The organism is Enterococcus sp. AMC1086 (assembly GCF_058216575.1).
Window position 1 is genome coordinate 172,252 of record NZ_CM177100.1, and the last position, 25,298, is coordinate 197,549.

Genomic DNA, 25,298 nt, shown 5'->3' on the forward strand with positions numbered 1-25,298 from the left:
GAGGAGGTTGATAGAATGGAGTATCATGTTAAAGAATTTACACAATTGACGACGAAGGAATTTCTAGAGATCGTTAAATTACGAGTCGCTGTATTTGTGGTGGAGCAAAAATGTCCATATCAAGAGGTCGATGAAGCGGATGAGTTCGCTTGGCATACGTGGCTACAAGAAGGAACCGAGATCGTAGGTTATACACGAATCATCGATAAAGGAGATACGGTGACCTTTGGCAGAGTAATAATCAATCCTGACTATCGTGGAAAAAAATTAGGAAACAAACTTTTAGAAGAAACTTTAAAAGTAGTTGAAGACAAATACCCAAATCGTCCCATTATTATTGGTGCACAAGCACGCTTAACAAATTTCTATGGCGCATTTGGTTTTAAAGAAATCTCAGAAGTGTATTTAGAAGATGATATTCCACATGTTCAGATGCAAAGAAGCTGAATCTTAAAAAGAGCCTGTGTCAGAAGCGTTTAACTCCGAGAAATAAGTTGCTTTAAAAGCAGAAGCTGATCAAATGCAAAACAAAATAAAGACAGAGCAATTCGAGCTAGGGAGTAGCGTTGAAACATTCGGTCAAAATGCTCCAGATATGGTGAAAGGACAGGCAGGTACTTCATTTGCTCATGAGGTATCTGTGATGAGAAGTAATGTAGTAGAGGCTAGTGGCATGTGTGAAGCTGTTACTTGAAAAAATATTTAAACAATATAATATCAAGATTTCAACACCAAATGATTAACGAAGTAACTAAAAAAAACGAAAACTGTGATACCATAGCAGTAGGTAACATTGAAAATGAACTGACACGAATAGGAGTGATTTTGTGGACGAAGAAAAAGAACGTCAGAAAGAAGCGATACGCAAGTTAGGGCAGGAAACTCTTGCACAACATCAAAAAAATATGAAAGAGGTAGACGAAAAAGCAAGCAAAATGTTAGAAAATATCCATGAAGTAATGTTGGAAACACAAAAGATGGTCGCACAATGGACGGAGCAAGTGGACGACAGACAACAATCAAAACCGAGCCATTTACACCTAGTTCCTCCAATCGAAAAAACGGATGAAGATACAAAAAGCGCCACTTCAAAAGAGCCAAATGCTACGCCCGAGGATCACTCGTAAAAACATACTAAGACTAGAGAATAGAATCATTGTTCTCTGACCTTAGTATGTTTTTTTTGTTAAGGAAATTATTAATGATCTTTCTAACAGATCTCAAAATAGGTATGTAAGATAAAAGAATGAGATGTAATCGAACTTTTGTCCTCCTTGATGTATAGTATCAATTTAGTATACACCAATCGCCATTGGGAGGTTGGTACTGTTGCAAGATAAAAAAACTTCCCCAAAAATGCAGAGGCACTTGTTGGGAAGTTAATTTACAAAATTGAGTTAGATTTATCTACGATCGTTACTTGTTGATATCTTCAGCATTATCGTTTAAAACACCAGTCGTTTTCGCAGTATTCTGCGCCGCCAATAAATCGCGGATTTGTTCTAATAGCTCATCTGTTGTAGGACCTGCAACTTCTTCTTCGGGTTGCGGTTTTTTCTTCATTTTATTAACAGCTTTGACAATTAGGAATAAAACAAAAGCAGTAATTAAAAATGTAATAAGAGCACTGATCACATCACCAATATTGAATGCTACACCTTTGACGTTAAAAACAAGAGCGCCTAATGCATCATCTGCACTTTTTTCTCCAGTGGTAAATACGAAGATCAAACTAATTAATGGCGTGATCAATCCATTAACGATTTGTGTAACAATGGCAGTAAAAGCAGAACCAATAACGACCCCAACAGCTAAATCAAGGACATTTCCACGCATAATAAATTCTTTGAATTCTTTAATCATAAGATTAACCTCCTTTTCTCATATCAAATTCAGTATACAGAAAAAATGAAAAAAATTGAAATGAAAGACTCTTACATCAAGGAAAGACAGTTGAGCTGTGCTATAATTAAATGAATATAGAAAATCTTAAAAAAACATTTAAAAATGACCAGATGATTGTATTTCAGACTGGGCTTTATTATGATGAAAACAAAGAGGAGCTGACAATATGCCGATCACACTAGCACAAGGAGTCAACTTACATGTTGTTCCAACAGAAAAATATAAGACAGTGCGTATTTTGGTTCGTTTTAATACGCGTTTGAATAAAGAAACAATTACAAAACGGACACTTCTATCTAGCTTGATGGAAACTAATAGTCTGAACTATCCCGACCAAGTGAAATTAAGTGAAAAATTAGCAGAGTTATACGGTGCTAGTTTTGGAATCAATGTGAACAAAAAAGGGAATTTGCATTGGTTGAATCTGTCAATGAATTTAGTGAATGACAAATATTTGGAACACAGTCATGTATTGGCGGATGCAGCTGATTTTGTGAAAGAAATTTTATTTTACCCAAACATTATTGATGGACAGTTTGAAACAGAGACTTTCCAACGTGAAAAAGAAAATTTAAAAGCTTATTATGAAAGTATTTCAGAAGACAAACAAGTTTATTCTTCTTTGGCCTTACAACAGTTGTATTTTGGTCAATCGGAAGATCAAAAAATGCCAAGCTTTGGTACTATTGCTGATTTAGACAAAGAAACAGCTGAAAGTCTAGCGGCATATCACCAACAAATGATTCAGGAAGATCAAGTTGATATTTTTGTTCTTGGAGATGTAGATAAGGCTGAAGTAACAGCGCTATTTAGTAAATTACCATTTGAAGATCGCGCGTCTGGAATTTCAGATATCTTTTATGCGCAACCGTCTAGAAATGTAATCGAAGAACGTTCTGAGCAAGAAACATTAGCGCAATCAAAATTGAATCTAGGCTATCATACAGACGTTTATTATGGCGATGAAAACTATTTTGCGTTGCAAATTTTTAACGGTGTATTTGGCGGATTTCCACATTCTAAATTATTCATGAATGTTCGTGAAAAAGAGAATCTAGCATATTATGCATCTAGCAGTATTGATACATTCCGCGGACTTTTAAGTGTTCAGACTGGGATTGATGGTAAAAATCGCAACCAAGTTTTGCGCTTGATTTCAGTAGAATTAGAGAACATACGTCAAGGGAAAGTGACAGATCTCGAAATCGAACAAACCAAGGCTATGCTGAAGAATCAATATTTACTTTCTTTAGACAATGTAGGTGCGGTTTTAGAAAATGAATATTTAAATGATTTGATTCCCCACCTTCGTTTAAAAGATGACGAGTGGATCCGTCGAATGGAAGCTGTCACATTAGCTGATATTCAGCGTGTTGCCAAATTAGTGCAACTACAAGCCATTTTCTTTTTGGAAGGGGAAAAAGTCGATGATTAAAAAAGAATACCCACAAATAAATGAAGTTCTTTATACAGAAGTTTTGGATAATGGACTAACTGTTTATCTATTACCGAAAAAAGAGTACAACAAAACGTATGGCTTGTTTACGACAAACTATGGCTCCATCGATAATGAATTTGTACCAATCGGTGAAACAGATTTTATAAAAGTGCCAGATGGAATCGCCCATTTTCTAGAACATAAAATGTTTGAAAAAGAAGATGGAGATGTCTTTCAACAATTTGGGCGTCAAGGCGCTTCTGCCAATGCATTTACAAGCTTTACAAAGACCAGTTATCTATTTTCAACAACAGACCAAGTAGAAAAAAACTTAGAAACGTTACTAAATTTTGTTCAGGAGCCTTATTTTACAAAAGAAACAGTGGACAAAGAAAAGGGGATCATCGGACAAGAAATCCAAATGTATTTAGATGATTCTAACTGGCGCTTATTTTTTGGTACATTAGGCAATCTGTACCCAAAACATCCGTTGCATATTGATATTGCCGGGACGGTTGAAAGTATTGATGAGATCACTGCAGAAGACTTATATACATGCTACAATACATTTTATCACCCAAGTAATATGACATTATTCGTTGTTGGGAAAATGGATCCAGAAGAAATGATGGCTTTTATCCGCAAAAATCAGTCAGCCAAAACATTTGCAAAAGCGGAACCAATCAAACGTCATTTTCCAAAAGAAACTGCATCAGATATTATTAAAGAGAGCTCTCTTTCCATGGCTATCAGTCGTTCCAAAGTGATTGTTGGATTGAAAGGATTAGACGAAGTCCCAACAGACGGCAAAGAATTGCTTAAATACAAGACTACAGCAAATCTATTGTTTCAATTACTCTTTGGCAATACGTCACAAAATTATTTGAATTTATACAATGAAGGCTTGCTAGACGATAGCTTTGGCTATGAATTTAATTTGGACCGTAGCTTTCACTTTGCTGATTTTGGTGGAGACAGTGATCATCCGGAGCAATTAGCTGAGCGAATTGAAGAGATTCTTTTGACGGCAGACCAAAGCACTGAATTAACAGAGGCAAATTTAACATTGTTGAAGAAAAAAATGATCGGTAAGTATTTCCAATCATTAAATTCACTTGAATATATTGCAAATCAATTTTCACAATCACTTTATGGTGAAACGACGTTGTTTGATACGCCAGAAGTGATTGAAAGTGTTCGCTTGACGGATGTGAAAAAATTGGCACAAGCATTTATCAAAGACGATGGACTAAGTCGTTTTTACATGTACCCAAAAAAATAATCAGTATTTTTAGCAGTGGATACAAGAACTAAGAAAAGTCCTATATTTTAGTTAAAACTTTCAAAAATGTTATCCTCATCAGTATTTTTTTATGTTATCCTTAGAATAGTTGGATGAATAGAAGCTTCCAACTGTTTTATTGGATGATTCAAGTGAGTTGAGTAATTTTTGCTCAAAAGTTTTACATAAAATAAATGCAACTAAAATATATAAGAGCAGCAAGATAAGAATCTATTCAGAGATCTTTTATCTTATCTACTCAAAAGTTGTAGGACTAAAAAGCGCCTGATCGATTTAGGCAAAACTGATAAATTAGAGAGACTGGAGAAGATGGACGAGTGGCCAGCGTGAATATAGGGAAAAAATTAAGAGATGCACGACTGCAGCAAAATATGTCATTAGACGAACTGCAGCAAATAACAAAAACACAAAAACGCTATTTAATAGCAATCGAAGAAAATGATTTTGATTCTATGCCAGGGACTTTTTATGTGCGCGCATTTATTCGTCAGTACGCAAATGCAGTTGGGCTAGACGGCAATGAATTAGTTGCAATTTACGATGGAATAGATGAACCAGAAGATGTAGACACATCGATTCAGTATGAAACATTAAATGGATCACGAACACAAATGTATGACGAAAACAGCCAAACAAAGCGTTTTATGCACAGTTTGCCTGCAGTTATATTTTCTTTGATCGGCTTAGCGATCGCAATCGTTGTTTTTTACATTACATGGCAGGATCGGCAGGCGACACCTATCATTCAACCGCCAACCTCTGATATCATCAGAGATTCTTCTTCCGAATCAAGCCAAGCACCTGTTTCAAGCAGTACAGAAGCATCAACGTCAAGTTCAAGTTCTTCTTCTACGCCAAAAGAGCCAACCGAAGTGAAATTTGAAAATGAATCTGGTGTAACCGTGAATATGAGTGCGGTCAATGTTTCAAATCCAGCTAAACTTGAGTTTAGTGCTGTAACAGGACCTTGTTGGGTCGGAGTTTATGTCGCAACAGCAGCTAATAATGATAATGGCTACTTTTACCAAGAAACAATTCAACCTGGACAACCAAAATCTGTTGATATCCCAGCTGGTACGGCCCAAGTGGTTATTAGTTTAGGAGCGTCTGAGTACATGGAATTCAAAGTGGACGGTCAAAAAGCAGAATTTAATCCGAATCAAGCCGGAATTGGGCCAAGAAATATCAATTTAACATTAGCTTATGCACAAACACAAGAAACAGAACAATCAGTGCAGTCTCAACCACAATAAAGAAAAATGAAGGATTCTATTTGTTCATAGAGGATGAGCGAGAAAAATTTACGATGGCGACAAGACATGGTAACTATTTTTCTCGCTCATTTATTGAGATTACGAATCAGTGAATTCTCTTTAGGATGAAAATATGTCTTTTTTCGTGACACCTTCTATGAGATAACGTAAAATAAGGAAGAAAAGAGAGGGGCAACAAGCATTGAACTTACCAAATAAATTAACAGTGATTAGAATCTTTATGATTCCCATTTTTATTGCTGTCGTCAGCCTACCGATGGATTGGGGCACGATCACAGTAGCAGGAACATCTTTAGCAATGACGCAGTTCGTAGGAGCGATTATTTTCGCCGTTGCAAGTATTACCGATTGGTTAGATGGAAAGATTGCTCGAGCGCGAGGCTTAGTGACTAACTTTGGTAAATTTGCGGATCCGTTAGCAGATAAAATGTTAGTGATGACAGCGTTCATTGTTTTAGTAGGTCAACAAAAAGCACCGACTTGGGTCGTTGCAATCATTGTTTGTAGAGAGCTAGCCGTTACTGGATTACGTCTACTACTAGTTGAAGGTGGCGAAGTGATGGCTGCGGCTTGGCCAGGGAAAATAAAAACAGCAACACAGATGATTGCGATTATATTATTGTTCATCAATAATATCCCGTTTGCAGCAATTGGTTTTCCACTAGATCAAATCATGTTGTATGTTTGTTTACTTTTTACAATTTATTCAGGCGTCGATTATTTTGTGAAAAATGCGAGCGTATTTAAAGGATCAATGTAAGCAGTAGTCAAAAATACTAGTAAAAATAGACCTTTTCAACTTGAATTTAAGTGAAAAAGGTCTATTTTTTTATTTTCTAAAAATTTTTTAAAGGATTTGCAGAAGATTCTGATGCCGCTAGTTATAAAATAGTCGTTTGCTTTTTTTTAATAGTGGGTATAATTTATATATAGAAGTTAGTATCATATGGAGGAATTTATGATGAACAAATTTGTAAAAGGTGTAGTAGTAGCTGGTTTAGCTCTATTGATCGGAGGAACAGGATTTTTAGTAACAGCTAATAAAGAGCATGCGAACTCAGCTCAACTTGTAGATAATCCTAAAAAAGTCAGTGCATTGATCCAAGAAAAAAAAGAACTGATCAATAAGAAAAAAGTATCACGTAATAAAACCGAACAAAAATCGCTAGGTAAACAAATTCATCAAATCGAAAAAGAAATCAAGCAATTAAAGAAAAATAACTAATTAGTCAATAGCGAAGGTTCGATTTTCTTACTCAAATTTGTGAGAATCTTAAAAAAGAATGCAGCTACCTAACAAAGGGGCTGCACTCTTTTTAGTTAAATCCAAGGACCTACAATGACCGTATAGATGCTTAAAATAATCCCTGCGAATATTAATAGAAAACCTAAGATGAATAGAGGACTCACTCTTTTTTTGTTATTGGATCTTTTAGAGCCTTTTTTAAATAATTTCGATAAAGTTACAAACAAGAGACCTAAAATAATCAACAAACCATTAACAAAAAAAGTAGACAAGGTATTTTTTTTCTTACCTGTTTTCGTCAGAACAGAATTTTGTCGTTCTTTTATTTTTTTTGCATATTTAAAGCTAACACTTGGTGCCTTGATTGTGGGAGAAACTTGTGTCAGGCCATTCTCCATTGTTACTTTATCAGCGGCTAGTTTAAATGATGGCTCAGTATTCCGCTGAATGACACCATAAAAATCTTGTTCCAAAATAATGTCTTTTTGGGTGACAGTGTTGTCTCCTTTAGAGAGTAGTTTTTTATATTCATAAGTTGCGAATGCTTGATCAAAAATTGCGTTACCAAAAGCGTGACGCTGCAATTCCCCCTCTTGATCTTCCCAATCTCCCACACCTAACACGACTTCGATCAAACGTGTATCTTCTCGTTTAGCAGTCGCCGCATAATTAAAGCCGCCAGTAGGACTCGAGCCAGTTTTTAGTCCATCTGTACCTTCATAACCATAAGCTAGTCCAGGTAAAGAATAGTTATGATTTTCTAAAACTTCAGCGTAGGGTGTATTTTCCATGATCGTGATTTGGCTTGGACTGGTAAAGGTTACGGTATCTGGATAGTTTTTCAATAAATGGTAAGACAAGATAGCTAAATCCCGTGCAGTACTTACATTATCAGCGTTTTGATCGATTCCTTTTGGCTGGTAATATCCATTGAAGGAACTAGTTTCAGCACCGCTAGAATTATAAAAAGTTGAATTGGTCATGCCAAGTTCTTTCGCTTTATTGTTCATCATATGGATAAATTGTGCTTCATCATTTGCGGTCACTAAATTTGCCAGCATCACGGTCGCAACATTAGAGGATTGAACGAGCGTCGCATACAGCAGATCACGAACGGGGTAGTCCACTCCAGAAACAATTGAATTGTTGCTTAATTCATAAATCTGCGAAATAGCCTGATCGCTATCTGTCGCTTTAACTGTTGTATCCAACGTAAATTTTCCTTGCGCCATTGCTTCAAAGACTAGATAAACTGACATTAATTTTGCTATACTGGCAGGGTTCCATTTTAAATCTGGATTGTCTTCCCAAAGAACTTGTCCAGTTTGCGCCTCGATTACGATCGATGCTTTAGGTTTATAGAATTCATTTGTTTGATAACCAGCATTTTGCGTTATCGTCAGAATATCTTCTTGGGCATAGGCATTAACGGCTGTAAATAGGCCTGAGAAGTAACCAATCATCAATAGTAGTGAGCATATTTTCAGTAAAACATTTTTTATCTTCATATAAACATCCTTTATAATTAATCGGTTTTTGAGTGTCTTCTGGATTTCGGTTAGAGATTCGTTTATTCCAAAATATTTTCTGAAAGGTAATCAGTGTATTTTAACAGATTTTGCTATTTGTTGTCAGAAAATGAACATTTATTTAAAAAATAGAGTGAAATTAAATGACACACTCTATTAAACTATCGTTTTTTGATAAAGTCAATGCCGAAGCAAAGCTGTTTATAGGTATTATTGTTCTTATAATAGTTTGTTTGATCCATTTATTTTACGTTAAAAGTGAAGGAAAAAGTATACTTTATATGTTTTTTTAATAAAAAGTATTTTTTTTGGAATTTTGGTATACTGTAATAGATGGGGGTGTTTGTAATGAGCAGTGAGCGAATGGTTGCTTCGGAATGGGCCAATTTTTCGAAGCAACTATCTAGAAGTATTCAGTTACTACCTTTTTATGACACACATACCTTGGCGAGACAACTATTTAGAAAAAAAGTATTAGAAAATACAGGCACAGCATATGTCATTTATAGAGGAAAGACACCGTTTTTATTTATGACAGTTGAAGCTGGGAATGTTACGAATTTGTTGGTGCCGGAACTGATTAAAATAAGTTGGTCCGCTATTTTTTTAGCAGTCGAACGATTTTTTAAGGGAACATTTCAATCGAAAATCGCCTTTCATTTTCCGCGATCTCTAACGTTGCATTTACAAGAAGTCTTTTTTAAATATGGGTATAGCGTGGAAGAAACTAAAACAGCTATTAAAGAGCTGAAGTATCACACTGGATTGGTTTTAGGTGGTGGTGGTGCAAGAGGGGCTTATCAAATTGGTGTTTGGCAAGCGCTGAAAGAATTAAAGATTCCAATTGACGTTATTACAGGCACATCAGTAGGTGCGTTGAATGGTGCTCTGATTTTACAAGATGATTTTGAAGCTGCCAGAAATATGTGGGGAAAAATCGAAACCCAAAAAATCCTTGCATTTCCATCTGCAGTCGTCGCTAATGATACATTTGGTGGCATGATGAGTCAAATTGGCTCTTTCACATTAAGTGCGATCCAATCAAACGGTGTTTCTACACAACCGCTTAGACAATTGATTCACGATACCTTCTCACAAGAAAAAATGCAGAAAGCCACTACAGATTTTTATTTGGCTACTACTGAGCTGCCCAGTATGCAGGAAAAAGAGATCCATTTCAATGATTACCAAACCAATCAATGGCAAAGCTGGCTGCTTGCGTCGGCCTCTTTCTTCCCGGCGATGGCAGCGACGAAAATTGGAGATAAACACTATGTGGATGGTGGTTATCGAAATAATATTCCTGTGGATATCGCATTGAAAAATGGGGCAACGGAATGCATCATTGTGGATGTGAAAGGTCCAGGGATTACAAAATCGGTAGCAATTCCAGCTGCAACAACTTGTCTCACATTAAAGACACCATGGTCAATGGGCACGGTACTTTTATTTGATGGTGCCCGCTCGATGCAAAATATTCAATTAGGCTATTTAGAAACAATGAAGGCAATCAGTAGACAATATAATGGTTATTGGTACACTGTTGCTGATACTTTTCAAAGTTTAGAAACAGTTCAACAGGCTTTCTTTACCTTTATCGAAGAAACGTATCAAATAAAAGTATGGGATTCTATAGAACAACAAAATAAAATCTGCAAAAAAATGCGTAAAGTTTATAAAGACAGGGTGTATACTGAAAATATTGGATTGGTTTTAATTGAGTTATTAGCAAAGAGTCAAGGAATAGCAGCCTCTAAATTGTATACGGTCCAAGAGCTAGTAGAGCTTATACGACAGAGTAGACAAGTAGAAATAGATTTAGTAGAGACGATCGGAATGATTTCTGTCCAAGAATGGCTGAAGAAATATTATGAAGATTACTTTTTACTTTCCGATAAACAACAGTTAGTATTAATGAATAATTTATTGGATGTAGAAGAGAAAGAAAAAATGCAACGTTTGACCTTTTTAATGGATAAATTACCCGTTCAAGCGTTACAAATTTTAATGAAAGAATTTATATTACAAGGAGTGGATGAAGAATGAAACAAGAATTTTCGTATGAAATCGTAGAAGAAATCGCAGTATTATCAGAAAATAACCAAGGATGGCGTAAAGAATTCAATTTAGTCAGTTGGAATGGCCGTCCACCAAAATTTGATTTAAGAGACTGGTCTGCCGATCACGAAAAAATGGGCAAAGGAATTACATTAACCAACGAAGAATTTGAGATTTTATCTAAAGCAATAAAATCTATGTAGAAAGGACACCCTGTCAATGAAAAGCATGACTGGTTTTGGAAAAGAAACATTTTTAAATAATACGTATCAAATCGATGTCGAGATCAAGAGTGTCAACCAACGCTTTTTAGATATTCAACTACGAATGCCCAAGGAAGTCAATCCACATGAAATGGCTATTCGACAATTGGTGAAAGAGACGTTGCAACGCGGGAGAATCGAAGCATATATTAATATTAAACAAACGAGTAGTGGAAATAAAGAAGTGCTGGTTCATTGGAACCTCATCCATCAATTGATGGGAGAAATAAAGCAAGAATTGACAACTAATTATCCACAAGCCGAATTTGATCCTGTTCAAAGTATTAATCAACTGCTGAACAATCCAGGCTATGTTGAAGTCACAGAAAACCAGGAAGCAGATGAACAATTTGGTGTGTTGGTTTTAGAAACTGTAAAAAAGGCAGTCGAACGTATCGACGCTAGTCGTTTGCAGGAAGGGCAAAAAATTCAACAAGTATTGACTAGCTACAGCCAAGATTTCATTGCATTAGTGGATGAGTTAAAAAGTTTTGTGATACTTTATGAAAAAGATTATCGTGACAAATTTGAAGCACGTCTGAATGATTGGCTAGGTAGTCAAGTCGATGAGACACGTTTATTGACGGAACTTGCAATATTACTTGAAAAAGGAGATATCCATGAAGAATTGGATCGTTTGACGATTCATGTGGATAAGTTGCAAGAATTATTGACACAGGCAGAACCAGTTGGTCGAGAATTAGATTTCCTGATACAAGAGATGAACCGCGAAGTAAATACGATCGGTTCTAAGTCGAGTCCAATCGAGATTAAAAATATCGTTGTTCAGATGAAAACGATTCTTGAAAAAATTCGTGAGCAAATTCAAAATGTAGAATAATAGAAAATAGTTTGTCATTCTGTTTTTTAAAGCTATAATAAAAGAGAATAAAGCGAAGAGGTGAATAATTATGTCAAAGTATTATGATGTAACGTTCCATGAGTTAAGCGGAAAATCCGTGGTAAAAAGAGAAATCATTTCTAATAAAAAACCTTTTGAGGTTTGGGAAGATGCCTGTGTTTCATTTACAGAGGATGTTTTGAACATTCGAGTGAATGAGGATACCTTTGTGACATTGAACCGTCGTTTCGTTGTCCGTATAGATGCGGAAGAAGTAGATGGACCTGTGGATAAAAAAATTAAACGCCATGATGAAATTATGGGTGTTGTGAACACTTTATCAAATATGGGCTTTTAAGTTCAACAATAAAAATAAAGGTGGAGAGAGTCCAATATTACGCTCCTCACCTTTATTTTTTATAAACAGATAAAGACATCAATTGCTGAATGATACGAATTCCTAAAATAAAGAACCAAAGACTCATTGGGATTGTCGTTTTTCGGCTGCTGCATCTGATTCTGGCAACTCGTTTTTTAAAAAGGTGATTTGTTAAAAGGCGACAGGTAGCATAAGCGTTACTACCTTTTAATAGAAATAAAGCATAGTGTATTGTCTTTTTGAAAGTATTGCGTAATAAAGCCTTGAAAATTACTGAAAAAAAGTGCATTATAGAAGTAATACTTAAAAGAGATAGTTTGAAAGGAAGTCATCATGTCAGAGCGTGGGTTATTAATTGTACTATCAGGTCCTTCTGGAGTTGGTAAAGGAACGGTACGAAAAGCAATTTTTGATAGTGAAGAGAATGATTTTCAGTACTCAATTTCTATGACTACCCGTAAAATGCGGGAAGGAGAAGTAGAAGGCGTGGATTACTACTTCCGCACAAAAGAAGAATTTGAAGCAATGATCGAAGCTGGTGAAATGTTAGAATATGCACAATACGTGGGGAATTACTATGGAACACCACTCTCATATGTGAATGAAACGCTTGATAAAGGAAAAGATGTCTTTTTAGAAATTGAAGTCCAAGGTGCCGAACAGGTCAAAGAAAAAGTACCAGACGGTGTCTTCATCTTCCTGACGCCGCCAGATTTATCAGAGTTAAAATCTCGAATCGTTGGTCGTGGTACTGATGATCATGATGTAATCGAAGAAAGAATGCGTGTGGCTCGCGAAGAAATCGAAATGATGGCATTATATGATTATGCTGTTGTGAATGATGAAGTGCCATTCGCAGTGAAACGAATCAAAGAAATTATTGCGAGTGAACATTTCCGCGTGGATCGCGTAATTGGTAAATATATTAAAATGTTGAAGGAGATGTAGCCTCATGATGCTAAAACCATCTATTGACTCATTATTGAAAGAAGTACCATCAAAATATTCACTTGTTATCTTAGCAAGCAAACGTGCGCACGAATTAGATGAAGGTGCACAACCAACACTAGAAAATTTCGAATCTGTAAAAAGCGTAGGCCAAGCATTGGAAGAAATCGACGCTGCAACAGTAATCAATGATCCTCGTCCAGAAGAAAAACGTGAAAGAATGCGTATGGCAAAAGAAGAACAAAAAATGCGACATGAACAAGAACAAAAAGAACTTGAAAATCGCATCCGCGAAGAAAAAAATTTATAAAATAAAGAAAGCCATTATGATCTATTTACTAGATTATAGTGGCTTTTTTATTTTAATTGTTAAATTGAATTATGCATCTTGGTTCGTTGCAGCGATTAACACTTCTCTAATTGTAATCTCTTGAGGTAATTCGTACATATATTTAACTGTTTTTGCAACGTAAGTTGGATCTAAGGTAGTACCGCCCATTGTTTTTTTCCAATTTTCATAGGTTTCAATCGCTTCTTGATCTGTAATATGAGTTAAAAGTTCAGTCTCAGCAGCACCCGGTGCCATTACCATTACTCGGACGTTATGAGCAGAAACCTCCTCACGAACAGTTTCTGATAAAGCATGTACACCAAATTTACCTGCTGCGTAAACAGCGTGATTGCCAAAGGTTTTACGTACAGCATCTTTTGCCATCTGAGACTTTAACTAAAATACCATCAAAATTTAGAGGCAAAGTATTTATTTTATCAATTCTATGCTCAAGCAGTAATAATGGATAATTGTGGGGACTAAATAGTTTAGGCATTTCGGTATCAAATCCTGAACTAGCACCTGTAATAATTTCATAAGGAAACTCCTCATTTTTGCGTTATATGTGTTATAATACGCCCTTGAGTATATTCTAAGTCAAGAAGGAGAGTAATAGGTGTATACAATTGGAGAAATAGCAAAAATGACCGATTTCTCAGAACACACGTTGGACCAACGGCTTCTGTATTATTAAGAGTACAGAAAAAAGTTAGAGATAATGTTAGCATCTTTAGAGTCAAACCTAGATAAAATTGACTGGAAAATCGACTATTACCAAAAAGCTGTAGAGACAGGTACGGAAAAAATCCATGAAAATTCACCCGACTTATATGACTTGTATTTTAAAAAAGAAACGGACGGATAGCCCATTTATAAAGTGAAAAATGACATGAAATAACTTTTCTTATTTCTACAGAAATCAGAGGAACAAGACAAATGTCTGATTCTTTAGTACAATAAGCAAAGAGAATTTAAAAGAATATGTTGAATAATTAGGAATGGATAGAAAAGATTACACAGATCTTTATAGAAATGGAGGAATGTTTATGAGAAAAGCGGCCCAAGTGATTGTTGATGTCCCAACGATGCAGACAGATCAACCGTTTACTTATTTGATTCCTTTTAACTTAGAACAGCAATTAACAGTTGGTATGCGAGTTGAAGTTCCTTTTGGTAATGGAAATCGACATCTGCAAGGGTTTGTTTTAGCGATTGAGGAAGTTTCAGATGAGGTGATAGCAGCACAACAGTTTGAATGGAAGGAAATTCTTTCCGTTTTAGACTTAAAACCAGTACTCAATGCTGAACTGCTGGATTTAGCGGACTATATGAAGGAAAAAACATTTGCCTTTAAAATCACCTGTTTACAAACAATGCTGCCTAGCGTGATGCGTGCAGATTATAGCAAATACATATATTTAACCGATGAATTAGAAGAAGATATGCAAGATGAGTTGTTCTATGGGTTGGAAGAAATTGCGTGGGAAGATGCCTTAACTCGTAATATTTTACCACAACTGATGCAGCTCAGAAAACAGCAAAAAGTTGATATCCGTTACGAAGTGAACACGCGAAATCGAGTGAAAATGATTCGTTACATTCAATCGCTGAAAGATTTTGAACAATTAGAAGAAGCACGAATGACGCTTAGAAAAGGCTCACAAAAGAAAGAACAATTGATCCACTATTTACAGCAACTAGGGCTAGAAAAAATGACTACAGTAAAAGAGATGAAAGAGCTAGGATTTAGTACGGCTGTTTTAAATGATGGCGCAAATAAGCAATGGCTGACTTTTATTGAAACTGAAGCCTATCGTGATCCGTTTGCTGACCATACATTTGAAAAAACGACAGCACTTGCTCTGAATGATGAACAGCAAAATGCAGTAGAAAAAATTCTGGGATCGATGAATCAAGGAACGAGTCAAACCTATTTACTAGAAGGAATTACTGGCAGTGGAAAAACCGAAGTCTATCTGCAAGTGATTGCTGAAGTATTGAATCAAGAGAAAACAGCTATGATGCTTGTGCCAGAAATCTCACTGACACCACAAATGGTTCATCGTTTTAAGAGTCGCTTTGGGGAGCAGGTAGCGGTGATGCACAGTGCTTTATCTCAAGGTGAGAAGTACGATGAATGGCGTAAAATCGAACGTGGTGAAGCACAAGTCGTCGTTGGTGTAAGATCTGCTATTTTTGCTCCATTGGAAAACCTTGGAGTGATAATCATTGATGAAGAACATGAAGCTAGCTACAAACAAGAAGAAACACCACGCTATCATGCGCGTGATTTGGCGATTTGGCGCGGAGAATATCATCATTGCCCAGTTGTATTAGGAAGTGCGACCCCGTCATTGGAAACGCGAGCACGGGCGCAAAAAAATGTGTACGAACGATTAGTGTTATCTAAAAGAGCGAATCAGACTGCAACATTACCAACGATCGATGTGGTAGATATGCGTGAAGAAATCCAAAATAAAAATACGTCATCTTTCTCGCTAGCACTTCAAGAAAAAATAAAAGATCGTTTGGCTAAGAAAGAACAAAGTGTTCTTTTATTAAATCGTCGAGGCTATTCCTCTTTTGTGATGTGTCGAGATTGTGGCTATGTCTTGCCTTGTCCTAATTGTGATATTTCGTTGACGCTTCATATGGATACGAAAACGATGAAATGCCATTATTGCGGTCATGAAGAACGAATTCCCTATCATTGTCCTAATTGTGGCGGAGATAAAATCCGTTACTATGGAACAGGGACTCAAAAAGTAGAAGAAGAACTTAAGGCTCTTTTCCCTGATAGCCGCGTTTTGCGAATGGATGTGGATACGACAAGGCGAAAAGGCGCACATGAGAAGATTTTGACAGCATTTGGTAATCATGAAGCAGATATTTTATTAGGAACTCAAATGATAGCTAAAGGCTTAGATTTTCCTAACGTAACATTGGTTGGAGTCTTAAATGCTGATACAGCATTGAATCTACCTGATTTTCGTTCCAGTGAGCGAACATTCCAGCTATTGACTCAAGTTAGTGGACGGGCAGGACGGGCAGAAAAACCAGGAGAAGTCATCATTCAATCCTTTAATCCTGAACATTACGCGATTCAGCTAGCTAAAGCACAAGATTATGAAGACTTTTATCAAAAAGAAATGTACGTTCGGCATCGTGGTGACTATCCGCCATTTTACTTTACAGTACAAATCACAGCTAGTCACCCAGAAGAAAATCAAGCGGCTAAGCAGATGTTTGAACTAGTCAAGGAGTTAAAAGAAGGATTATCTGATCAAAGTATTTTACTTGGCCCGACGCCAAATGCCATCATGCGGGTCAACAATCGTTACTTTTATCAAGTAATCATTAAATATAAAAACGAACCAAATTTACAAAATATCTTAAAGAAAATACTGACTGACACCCAAAGAGCAACAGCGCATGGACTGAAACTATCTATCGATGCTGAGCCAATGAATTTTATATAATCTAATTTTGCTTTGAACCAGCTTATCGAGATCGTCTTCTCGTCCAGCTCTTCTCTTGTTAAAAAGAAAGGAAATTTTATGCGCTATCCTATAGTAATACACCCAAATGAACGTTTGAAACAAAAAGCAAAACCAGTCACAATGATCACTGATGAAACAATCACTCTTTTAGAAGATATGTATGAAACGATGATTGCCCACGACGGTATCGGTTTGGCAGCACCTCAAATCGGTAAAAATTTTCAGCTTGCAGTGATCGAAGTGGATGAAGAAACTGGATTGTTTGAATTGATCAATCCTGAGATCATCGAGCACAAAGGCAGCGATATCGATGTAGAAGGCTGTTTAAGTATCCCAGAAACCTATGGCACAGTCGAACGAGCAGATGAAGTCACCGTTCGTTATTTTGATCGTGAAGGAGACGAGATCGAAGTAACAGCTTATGGTTATCTTGCCAGAGCGTTTCAACATGAAATCGATCACCTGAATGGTGAACTATTTATTGATAAGATCATTGAACCGATCAAACCAGAAGATTTAGATGCATATATGGAGGAACATTTAGATGACTAAACTAATTTTTATGGGAACACCGGCATTTTCGGTACCAATTTTAGAAGGATTGATTGATAATGGCTATGAAATAAAGGCTGTGGTCACTCAACCAGATCGCCCAGTTGGACGAAAAAAAGTAATCACACCAACCCCTGTAAAAGAAGCAGCACTAAAGCATGACTTACTTGTTTTACAGCCGGAAAAAATCTCAGGTTCACCTGAAATGGAAAAAATCATCGAACTTGCGCCTGATCTTATTGTGACAGCTGCTTTCGGTCAATTTTTACCAGAAAAGATTTTAAATGTTCCTAAATTTGGCGCAGTCAATGTTCATGCGTCGTTGTTGCCGAAATACCGTGGGGGCGCCCCTGTTCATTATTCGATCATCGAAGGAGAAAAAGAAACTGGTGTCACGATAATGGAAATGGTGAAAAAAATGGATGCTGGTGATATCCTTTCGCAAAAAGCGATTCCGATCACTAAAACGGATGATGTAGGGACGATGTTTGACCGCCTAAGTGTCGTTGGAAAAGAGCTATTACTGGATACATTACCAAAATTATTAGCGAATGAAATCACGCCGATCCCACAAGATGAGAGCCAAGTGACGTTTTCGCCAAATATTACCAGAGAACAAGAACGAATTGATTGGCAGAAAACAGCGGAACAAATCGACAATCAGGTTCGTGGTATGCGTCCATGGCCAACAGCCTTCACGACATATCATGAAATCAATTGGAAATTATGGGAAGTCACGCCTTTAGAAGAAACAACTGGAGCTGCTCCTGGAACGATCATCAAACGTAGTAAAAAAGAATTATGGATCGCTTGTGGGGAAGGAACGGTTCTTTCTATAAACACGATTCAGCCGTCTGGTAAAGGAAAGCTATTCATTCAAGATTTCTTAAATGGCGTCGGTAAAACAGTTGCAGAATCAGATAAGGTGGGCTAATTAATATGGGAAAAAAAATACCAGCAAGAGTAAAGAGTTCTGTCCGTTACGTGGCATTAAGAACAATTGAACGTGTGGATAACGGAGGCGCTTATTCAAATTTATTATTAAATGAAATGATCAACAAGTCTGCTTTAGGAGAAAAAGACAGCCGTCTATTTACGGAACTTGTCTATGGTACGATCAGCCGCAAGTTGTTACTGGAATATTATTTGACACCCTTTATTACAAATCCAAAGAAAGTCGATAGTTGGGTGAAAAATTTACTTAGTCTGTCGATTTATCAGCTGGTGTTTTTGGACAAAATTCCTGATCATGCGATTATTAATGAAGCGGTGGAAATCGGAAAACACAGAGGAAATGTTGGAATCGGTAAATTTGTGAATGGTGTTCTTCGTGCATTCCAGCGTGAAGGAGCTCCTAGTTTAGAGAATATCAAAGATCCTGTCGAACGTTTATCAGTGGAGATCAGTATGCCAATGTGGTTGACGGAAAAGCTGATCAAGCAAATGGGAATAGAAGAAACAAAAAAATTAGGCGTATCTCTTTTTGAAAAAAGTCATGTCAGTGGACGTGTTGATACACGTGAAATCAGTATTTCTGATGCATTGAAAGAATTACAAAAAAATCATATTGAAGCCTCTGCCAGCCAAGTATCGCCTTATGGTGTGGTTGCAGATAAAGGATTTTTAGCAGGGAATTATTTATTTGATGCTGGTAAATTGACGATTCAAGATGAAAGTTCTATGCTAGTTGCCCCGGCGATGCAGATTGAAAAAAATCACGTGGTTTTAGATGCCTGCGCTGCACCAGGAGGTAAGACTACTCATATCGCAACATTTCTTGATGCTACACAAGGTGGTCGTGTGAAGTCTTTAGATATCCATGATCATAAAATTAAATTGATCAAACAAAATGCTGAACGTATGCATGTGAAAGACGTTGTTGATACTGAAAAACTAGATGCGCGTAAAGTAGGCGAAGAATTTCCAGCAGAATATTTTGACCGAATTTTAGTAGATGCGCCTTGCTCAGGATTAGGTTTGATGCGGCGTAAACCAGATATTAAATACAATAAATCAGCTCAAGATTTTGAGCAATTACCCAAAATTCAACTAGAAATTCTAGAAAGTGTTGCCCAAACATTGAAACAATACGGTATAATGGTCTATAGCACATGTACGATTGCCGAAGAAGAAAATCAGCAAGTAGTTGCAGCATTTTTACAAAAGCATCCAGAATTTAAAAAAATCGATGTGAGTGTCAGTGAGGCAGTTCAGCCTTCTGTACAGGATCAAATGCTCACACTATACCCGCATCAATTAGGGACGGACGGATTTTTTATTTGCTGTATGCAGAAAGTTTGTTAAACGAGGTGAAGCATAGTGGAAATCAATTTTCAAACAGATGTCGGACGAAAACGTAATACCAATCAGGATTATGCTGGTTTATTTGAGAATCAGTCAGGAGTTTCTTTAGCTATTTTAGCTGATGGGATGGGTGGTCATCAAGCAGGAGATGTAGCGAGCCAAATGGCAGTCAATAACCTTGGCGAGCGATGGCAAGAAAGTCTTATCGATACATCAGAAAAAGCGGCACAGTGGTTGATCAAAGAAATTCAGGACGAAAATACAATGATTTATGAAAAAGGGCAGTCACGACCTGAATATATAGGCATGGGAACTACAATTGTTAGTGCGGTACTTTTGGATCAGTCATTTGTATTGGCAAATATTGGTGATAGTCGGGCTTATTTAGTTCGCAATAATCAATTACGGCAACTGACAGAGGATCATTCTTTAGTTAATGAATTAGTAAAATCCGGTGAAATTACGCGCGAAATGGCAGCTAATCATCCGAGAAAAAATGTTTTGACACGTTCATTAGGTATGCCTAGAATGGTAGAAGTTGATGTTGCCAATCATCTTTGGGTACCTGATGACTATATTTTGCTATGTTCAGACGGGCTGACAAATATGGTTTCAGAAGAGGATATTTTGACCATCGTACTTTCGGAAAAACCATTGAATGAAAAAGTTGAAACACTGATTGCGACAGCCAATGAAGCAGGCGGGTTGGATAATATCACGGTTTTAGTGATTCATTTTGACGAATATAAGGAGGAAAACCAATGATCGAAATCGGCAGAAAATTGAATGGTCGATATCATATTATTGGCAATATCGGTAGTGGCGGCATGGCAAACGTGTTTTTAGCGCATGACTTGATTTTGGATCGTGACGTAGCTGTCAAAGTGCTTCGTTTTGACTTTCAAAATGATCAAGCAGCTATCCGTCGTTTTCAAAGAGAAGCTTTAGCTGCTACTGAGTTGGTTCATCCCAATATCGTCAGTGTCTATGATGTAGGTGAAGAAGATGGCATGCAATACTTAGTCATGGAATATGTAAAAGGGATGGATTTAAAACGATTTATCCAGACACAATATCCAATTCCATATGCAAAAACTGTTGATATCATGGAACAAATTTTATCAGCAGTTTCACTAGCGCATGAACATAGAATCATTCATAGAGATTTAAAACCGCAAAATATTTTGATGGATGAAAGCGGCGTTGTGAAAATTACAGATTTCGGAATCGCAATTGCATTAACGGAAACATCGATTACACAAACCAATACGATGTTGGGTTCTGTTCACTACCTATCTCCTGAACAAGCACGTGGCAGTATGGCGACTAATCAATCTGACGTTTATGCAGTTGGGATCATATTATATGAGATGCTGACAGGGAATGTACCATTTGACGGTGAATCTGCTGTTACAATTGCATTGAAGCACTTCCAAGAAGAGATGCCGTCAGTTAAAACATTTGATCCTAATATTCCTCAATCGTTGGAAAATGTGGTCTTACATGCAACGGCTAAAGATCCAGCTGATCGTTATAAAACGGCAGAAGAAATGTCTCGTGATCTATATACGGTATTAGCTGCAAATCGTTTAAACGAACCTAAATGGCAACCAACAGGATTGATGGGTGAAACAAAAATTTTAACCCCGATCACAGATGATATGGCGATGCCGTCTTCTTTTAATTCGATGGAAACACCGCCTGAAGAGCGAAATGAACATGAAGAGATTGAGGCACAAGAAATTGCGAAGAAAAGAAAGAAACCATTGATCATCGTTATTATTCTCTTAGTATTAGCTTTGATCATCGGTGGCGTGTTCTTTTTGGCTGGACAAGGCAACAGTGAAGTCAAAATTCCTAATGTAGAAGACAAGACAGAATCAGAAGCGCGAAAGACATTGGAAGATGCAGGGTTGAAAGTAAAATCTGAGGTAAAACAAGTCCAAAGTGATGACGTTAAAGAAGGAAATGTGGTCAAGACTGATCCTGAGATTGGTTCTACGGTGAAGAAAAATCGCGAAGTCGAACTTTATGTAAGCTCTGGAAATAAAAAAATCAAACTAGATGATTATTCTGGAGAAGAGTATAAGGATGCTATTGCAGCATTGGGTAAACTAGGATTTAAAGAGAGTCAAATCAAAATTACGAAAGAAACAGATTCTAAAGTAGATGAAGATAAAGTCATCAGTCAAACACCAGAAGAAGGTACAGAAGTTGATCCTAAAACAGATGAAATCACTTTAGTTGTTAGTGAAGGACCAGACGATGTTTATTTAGCTGATTATGCCAGCTTAGGCTACAGTTATGAGAGTGCGGTAGCTGAATTATTAAGCTATGGAATCAAAGAAAACCAAATTTCTCGTGTCGATAAGCCAAGTGATACGGTAGCTAAAGATGTAGTGATTGGCCAAAATCCAGCAGCAGGCAATCCGTTTAACCCTAAAAAAGGGAAGATCACATTAACGGTAAGCTCTGGACCAGAAAAAACGACGGCTAGCTCTGAATCAAATACAGTTGTTTTAGGTAGTTATGCAGAAAATTATACGTATGACAATGCAGTAAATGCATTGATCAGTTTAGGAATCAAAGAAAATCAAATCTCAAGGGTCGATGAAGCTAGCGACTTGGCTAAAGGTACTGTTATTTCACAGGATCCAGGTGCTGGTGCAACGTTCGATCTTAAAAATGGGAAAATTACGTTAAAAGTGAGTACTGGACCAAGTAATGTTAGTATTCCTAACCTAATAGGACTTTCTTCAGCTGAAGCTAAGGCTCAATTAGAAAGCAGCGGCTTAAAATATAAACAAGGATCTGGGGATGCGTCAAAAGGAGAAGTAACGAGTGTATCGCCAAGTGTGGGTGACAGTGTTGGAAAAGGCACTTCAGTAACCGTTAATTTCTCAAGCGCAACGGATTCGACAGGTAATGAAAATAATTAATAAATAGGATAAGAGGTTGGGACAAAAGTGTTTAACTCCGAGAAACAAGAGGGAGTTGCTTCTGCTCCCACCGTTTATTCGGATTTCTTAAGGTTAAGGTATAACTTGTATAGTTATACCTTAGCCTTTTTTTGAAGAGACGACTTTCCTAAGCCAAGCGTTTAGCTTTTATCAAACCTATGGTAAAATAGAACCAATAGAAACGAGGAGGTGGCATTTCTGAAAGGTCAAATCAGAAATAGAGTTTGATAGATAGCCTATAAACCGCTATTTTTAAGAGTTTCGACTAGTATAGGAATAAGTCTGACCTTGAAAGTGACCTTGAAAAAATTACAGCTCCATATATTTCGCGAATAGATCACCTGTTTTTTTGATAGAAGCTTCTGTGACGTGAGTATAGATGTTCATGGTGGTCTTAATATCTTTATGACCTAAGCGTTCTTGAACTTCTTTCACAGATACACCACTTTCGAATAATAGACTACAATGAGTATGCCTGAATCCGTGCGTACTTATTTTTTTTATTTCTAAGTTTCTATAGATTGCATTTAGCCAACCTGTAGATACTTGAGGTGTAAGAAGCCCATTTGATTCGTTCGAGAAAATATACTGTTCGATATCAGTGGTATTGTAGCCTTTAATTAAATACTCTTTCTTTTGCTTTTTACGCCACTCTTTTAAAATAGCGATAGTTTTATCATCTAAATTAATTGTGCGACTAGAGGAGCTAGTTTTCGGTGTTTGTAGTATAACTTTTCCTTTTTCATCAAGTGCGACTGTCTTTCCAATTGTAAATAATTTATCTGCCCAATCAATATCACTCCAACGCAAAGCTAGCGCTTCACTTTTTCTCATTCCTGTATATGCCAATAACCTAAAAAATACATAAACCTTAAATGGAGATTCTTTTTCTGCGTGAGATAAGAATGCTGTCAATTCTTCTTTGGAATAAAAATTCATTTTTTTATCTACTTCAAACTTTCTTGGCAAACTTGTTTTTAGCATTGGATTAGAATCTATTAGCTCAAGAGATACACCATAATCTAATATTTGGTTGGTTACGCCACGTATAATAGCATACGTTTTATATTCAGCATGCCATTTATTAACTGCTTGTTGGCAAAAGGATACGGAAATTTTTTCGAGTTTTAACTTTCCAAAAACAGGCAATATTTGGTTATTAGCATAGTAGAGAATTCTTGTAACACTAGATATTTTAGCTCGCAATCTATACTGTACCAACCAAAGTTCGTAAAGCTCTTTAAAATAAGTAACTTTTTTTTGGTTAAAACCATTGTGCATAACTTCAAGCTGTAATTTTCTTTCTGCTGAAACAGCTTCTTTTTTTGTATTAAACCCTCTTCTTGTTGTTGTTAGTTGTCTTCCCGTTACTGTGTCCAACCCGAAATATGTTTTAAACAGCCATTTTTTTGTACCATCTTTTTTTGTATATTGTTTAAATGTTGCCATATAAATCTTCCTTCCATTTTTGCCTAGCGTTACAAAATGAAATTTAGTAAACCAACTTCGTTAGTGAATGTACGTTTTGTTTTTAGCTGGAAAGAAAAGCCCGAAGGCTGATCTTTATTTTTTAGTTTCAAATACTTGATTGCAATTTTTGCAGAACCATTGATTATTGCCTTTTTTCCCGGCAAACCCTGCTAATGCACCGACTCCACCAGTAAGTGCAGCTCCTGCTGCAGCTTTTCCGACTGAGAAAGCTTTCTTGTTATGGCTCATAAACTCAATGTTTGTACTTTTATTCGAGTAGTGTCTCTTTCTTTAAACATGTTCGGATTTTTATAATACGTAACTAAAGCTAAAATCAATAAAATAATTGTCAATAATGTGAATAAATAAAATATAGCTACCGTAGTTGTTCTAGACACATTCAATTGTATTGCGGAAACAACCATTATCATTAGAAAAATACTTGTAACACAGCCGATTATGTATCCCCAAAACTTTTTTTCTTCTTTTTTCATTTAAAAGCCTCCTCTTAATTATATTTTTCTAGTAGTAGTCCTGTATTTAAAATCATTACAGATGAATCTCTAAATTCAAATATACGTCCTTTATAAAGATAAGTATATCCATATTTTTGTTGATAGTATGCAAGTGCATTTTTCAAAGTTTCTATAGATATGTTCAAAAATTCAGCACATTCATAATGGTTAGACAAATTAGCTTCAGAACATTCTATAAGTTTTTCCAATGAAACTATATTTTCATATGAAACAGTTCGAGCTTGTAGCTCTTGTTTTCTATTAATATATTTTTTCTGATCCAGAATATTACCGACAGAAGTTTTATAATGTCCATATTCCTCTGCTAATACCTCTCTTTTCTTAGTTGGCGGAAGAGTTTTTTCAATATATATTCTTCCGCTCCTATATAAACCTTGTCTACCAGTTTTTTCTAATAAGCTTCCTTCTATTACAGGTAGCTCGTTTTGAACCTTATCTAACAGTAATTCATAATCATTCAA

General features: G+C 36.5%; 27 protein-coding genes and 1 pseudogene. 21 read left to right on the forward strand and 7 right to left on the reverse strand.

Annotated features, from left to right (window positions below; genetic code table 11):
• The first annotated feature begins 15 nt into the window (after nucleotides 1–15).
• The 3 genes from AC4BC4_RS00740 (at nucleotide 16) to AC4BC4_RS00750 (ending at nucleotide 1,127) form a co-directional block, all read left to right on the forward strand.
• Complete coding sequence (locus AC4BC4_RS00740; RefSeq protein WP_438757637.1) at nucleotides 16–447, forward strand: GNAT family N-acetyltransferase; 432 nt, start codon at nucleotides 16–18, stop codon at nucleotides 445–447.
• Between the two features lie 73 nt (nucleotides 448–520).
• On the forward strand, nucleotides 521–694 hold the full coding sequence (locus AC4BC4_RS00745; protein ID WP_490476429.1) for a hypothetical protein: 174 nt from the start codon (nucleotides 521–523) through the stop codon (nucleotides 692–694).
• A gap of 133 nt (nucleotides 695–827) precedes the next feature.
• Complete coding sequence (locus tag AC4BC4_RS00750) at nucleotides 828–1,127, forward strand: hypothetical protein (RefSeq protein WP_490476430.1); 300 nt, start codon at nucleotides 828–830, stop codon at nucleotides 1,125–1,127.
• 289 nt (nucleotides 1,128–1,416) lie between these two features.
• On the opposite strand, the gene mscL is transcribed toward AC4BC4_RS00750, so the two are convergent.
• Nucleotides 1,417–1,863 (reverse strand): large conductance mechanosensitive channel protein MscL, encoded by a 447-nt coding sequence (mscL, locus tag AC4BC4_RS00755; protein WP_438757634.1) that lies wholly within the window; start codon nucleotides 1,861–1,863, stop codon nucleotides 1,417–1,419.
• A gap of 208 nt (nucleotides 1,864–2,071) precedes the next feature.
• Here mscL and yfmF point away from each other — a divergent pair, with 208 nt between their 5' ends.
• The 5 genes from yfmF (at nucleotide 2,072) to AC4BC4_RS00780 (ending at nucleotide 7,145) form a co-directional block, all read left to right on the forward strand.
• Nucleotides 2,072–3,340: an EF-P 5-aminopentanol modification-associated protein YfmF gene (yfmF, locus tag AC4BC4_RS00760; protein ID WP_490476431.1), complete on the forward strand. Its 1,269-nt coding sequence runs from the start codon at nucleotides 2,072–2,074 to the stop codon at nucleotides 3,338–3,340.
• Nucleotides 3,333–4,625 carry an EF-P 5-aminopentanol modification-associated protein YfmH gene (gene yfmH, locus AC4BC4_RS00765; RefSeq protein ID WP_490476432.1) on the forward strand — a complete coding sequence of 431 codons (1,293 nt, stop codon included), beginning with the start codon at nucleotides 3,333–3,335 and terminating at the stop codon, nucleotides 4,623–4,625. Before yfmF ends, yfmH begins: the two co-directional genes overlap by 8 nt.
• 338 nt (nucleotides 4,626–4,963) lie before the next feature.
• Nucleotides 4,964–5,899: a helix-turn-helix domain-containing protein gene (locus AC4BC4_RS00770; RefSeq protein ID WP_438757631.1), complete on the forward strand. Its 936-nt coding sequence runs from the start codon at nucleotides 4,964–4,966 to the stop codon at nucleotides 5,897–5,899.
• Between the two features lie 202 nt (nucleotides 5,900–6,101).
• Nucleotides 6,102–6,680 (forward strand): CDP-diacylglycerol--glycerol-3-phosphate 3-phosphatidyltransferase, encoded by a 579-nt coding sequence (gene pgsA, locus AC4BC4_RS00775; RefSeq protein WP_438757630.1) that lies wholly within the window; start codon nucleotides 6,102–6,104, stop codon nucleotides 6,678–6,680.
• Nucleotides 6,681–6,881: 201 nt separating this feature from the next.
• Entirely contained in the window at nucleotides 6,882–7,145 is a 264-nt protein-coding gene (locus AC4BC4_RS00780; RefSeq protein WP_490476433.1) for a hypothetical protein, read from the forward strand.
• 95 nt (nucleotides 7,146–7,240) lie between these two features.
• Here AC4BC4_RS00780 and AC4BC4_RS00785 read toward each other — a convergent pair whose 3' ends face one another.
• The gene (locus AC4BC4_RS00785) at nucleotides 7,241–8,674 is read right to left on the reverse strand and encodes a DUF1958 domain-containing protein (protein ID WP_490476434.1); all 1,434 of its coding nucleotides are present in this window, start codon (nucleotides 8,672–8,674) and stop codon (nucleotides 7,241–7,243) included.
• A 369-nt stretch (nucleotides 8,675–9,043) separates the two neighbouring features.
• Between AC4BC4_RS00785 and AC4BC4_RS00790 the strand changes: the two genes are divergently transcribed.
• From AC4BC4_RS00790 to rpoZ, 6 genes are all read left to right on the forward strand, one after another.
• Nucleotides 9,044–10,741: a patatin-like phospholipase family protein gene (locus tag AC4BC4_RS00790; protein ID WP_490476435.1), complete on the forward strand. Its 1,698-nt coding sequence runs from the start codon at nucleotides 9,044–9,046 to the stop codon at nucleotides 10,739–10,741.
• Nucleotides 10,738–10,956 (forward strand): YdbC family protein, encoded by a 219-nt coding sequence (locus AC4BC4_RS00795; protein ID WP_438757626.1) that lies wholly within the window; start codon nucleotides 10,738–10,740, stop codon nucleotides 10,954–10,956. The genes AC4BC4_RS00790 and AC4BC4_RS00795 overlap by 4 nt, the downstream gene beginning before the upstream one ends.
• A gap of 16 nt (nucleotides 10,957–10,972) precedes the next feature.
• Nucleotides 10,973–11,857 (forward strand): YicC/YloC family endoribonuclease, encoded by an 885-nt coding sequence (locus tag AC4BC4_RS00800; protein ID WP_490476436.1) that lies wholly within the window; start codon nucleotides 10,973–10,975, stop codon nucleotides 11,855–11,857.
• 70 nt (nucleotides 11,858–11,927) lie between these two features.
• Nucleotides 11,928–12,215, forward strand: coding sequence for a hypothetical protein (locus tag AC4BC4_RS00805; protein WP_438757624.1), 288 nt, complete (start codon nucleotides 11,928–11,930; stop codon nucleotides 12,213–12,215).
• A 354-nt stretch (nucleotides 12,216–12,569) separates the two neighbouring features.
• On the forward strand, nucleotides 12,570–13,184 hold the full coding sequence (gene gmk, locus AC4BC4_RS00810) for a guanylate kinase (protein WP_490476437.1): 615 nt from the start codon (nucleotides 12,570–12,572) through the stop codon (nucleotides 13,182–13,184).
• A gap of 4 nt (nucleotides 13,185–13,188) precedes the next feature.
• The gene (rpoZ, locus tag AC4BC4_RS00815; RefSeq protein ID WP_438757622.1) at nucleotides 13,189–13,494 is read left to right on the forward strand and encodes a DNA-directed RNA polymerase subunit omega; all 306 of its coding nucleotides are present in this window, start codon (nucleotides 13,189–13,191) and stop codon (nucleotides 13,492–13,494) included.
• 69 nt (nucleotides 13,495–13,563) lie between these two features.
• Here rpoZ and AC4BC4_RS00820 read toward each other — a convergent pair.
• Nucleotides 13,564–14,011 (reverse strand): annotated as a pseudogene (locus tag AC4BC4_RS00820) (SDR family oxidoreductase).
• Between the two features lie 222 nt (nucleotides 14,012–14,233).
• On the opposite strand from AC4BC4_RS00820, the gene AC4BC4_RS00825 reads away from it, so the two are divergent.
• From AC4BC4_RS00825 to pknB, 7 genes are all read left to right on the forward strand, one after another.
• Complete coding sequence (locus tag AC4BC4_RS00825; protein ID WP_490476438.1) at nucleotides 14,234–14,380, forward strand: hypothetical protein; 147 nt, start codon at nucleotides 14,234–14,236, stop codon at nucleotides 14,378–14,380.
• Nucleotides 14,381–14,561: 181 nt separating this feature from the next.
• On the forward strand, nucleotides 14,562–16,994 hold the full coding sequence (gene priA, locus AC4BC4_RS00830; RefSeq protein WP_438757620.1) for a primosomal protein N': 2,433 nt from the start codon (nucleotides 14,562–14,564) through the stop codon (nucleotides 16,992–16,994).
• A gap of 78 nt (nucleotides 16,995–17,072) precedes the next feature.
• Entirely contained in the window at nucleotides 17,073–17,567 is a 495-nt protein-coding gene (gene def / locus AC4BC4_RS00835) for a peptide deformylase (protein WP_490476439.1), read from the forward strand.
• Nucleotides 17,560–18,501, forward strand: a complete 942-nt coding sequence (fmt, locus tag AC4BC4_RS00840; protein WP_490476440.1) for a methionyl-tRNA formyltransferase — start codon at nucleotides 17,560–17,562, stop codon at nucleotides 18,499–18,501. The genes def and fmt overlap by 8 nt, the downstream gene beginning before the upstream one ends.
• 5 nt (nucleotides 18,502–18,506) lie before the next feature.
• Nucleotides 18,507–19,871: a 16S rRNA (cytosine(967)-C(5))-methyltransferase RsmB gene (gene rsmB, locus AC4BC4_RS00845; RefSeq protein ID WP_490476441.1), complete on the forward strand. Its 1,365-nt coding sequence runs from the start codon at nucleotides 18,507–18,509 to the stop codon at nucleotides 19,869–19,871.
• A gap of 15 nt (nucleotides 19,872–19,886) precedes the next feature.
• Nucleotides 19,887–20,636 (forward strand): Stp1/IreP family PP2C-type Ser/Thr phosphatase, encoded by a 750-nt coding sequence (locus AC4BC4_RS00850; protein WP_438757616.1) that lies wholly within the window; start codon nucleotides 19,887–19,889, stop codon nucleotides 20,634–20,636.
• A complete protein-coding gene (pknB, locus tag AC4BC4_RS00855; RefSeq protein ID WP_490476442.1) occupies nucleotides 20,633–22,810 on the forward strand; it encodes a Stk1 family PASTA domain-containing Ser/Thr kinase in 2,178 nt (725 codons plus the stop codon). Before AC4BC4_RS00850 ends, pknB begins: the two co-directional genes overlap by 4 nt.
• 330 nt (nucleotides 22,811–23,140) lie before the next feature.
• On the opposite strand, the gene AC4BC4_RS00860 is transcribed toward pknB, so the two are convergent.
• The 4 genes from AC4BC4_RS00860 to AC4BC4_RS00875 all read right to left on the reverse strand — a co-directional run bounded on the left by AC4BC4_RS00860 (nucleotide 23,141) and on the right by AC4BC4_RS00875 (nucleotide 25,298).
• On the reverse strand, nucleotides 23,141–24,280 hold the full coding sequence (locus AC4BC4_RS00860; protein WP_490476443.1) for a site-specific integrase: 1,140 nt from the start codon (nucleotides 24,278–24,280) through the stop codon (nucleotides 23,141–23,143).
• Nucleotides 24,281–24,394: 114 nt separating this feature from the next.
• Entirely contained in the window at nucleotides 24,395–24,550 is a 156-nt protein-coding gene (locus AC4BC4_RS00865; protein WP_490476444.1) for a hypothetical protein, read from the reverse strand.
• Complete coding sequence (locus AC4BC4_RS00870; protein WP_490476445.1) at nucleotides 24,547–24,795, reverse strand: hypothetical protein; 249 nt, start codon at nucleotides 24,793–24,795, stop codon at nucleotides 24,547–24,549. Before AC4BC4_RS00870 ends, AC4BC4_RS00865 begins: the two co-directional genes overlap by 4 nt.
• Before the next feature lie 14 nt (nucleotides 24,796–24,809).
• Nucleotides 24,810–25,298 carry an ImmA/IrrE family metallo-endopeptidase gene (locus AC4BC4_RS00875; RefSeq protein WP_490476446.1) on the reverse strand — a complete coding sequence of 163 codons (489 nt, stop codon included), beginning with the start codon at nucleotides 25,296–25,298 and terminating at the stop codon, nucleotides 24,810–24,812.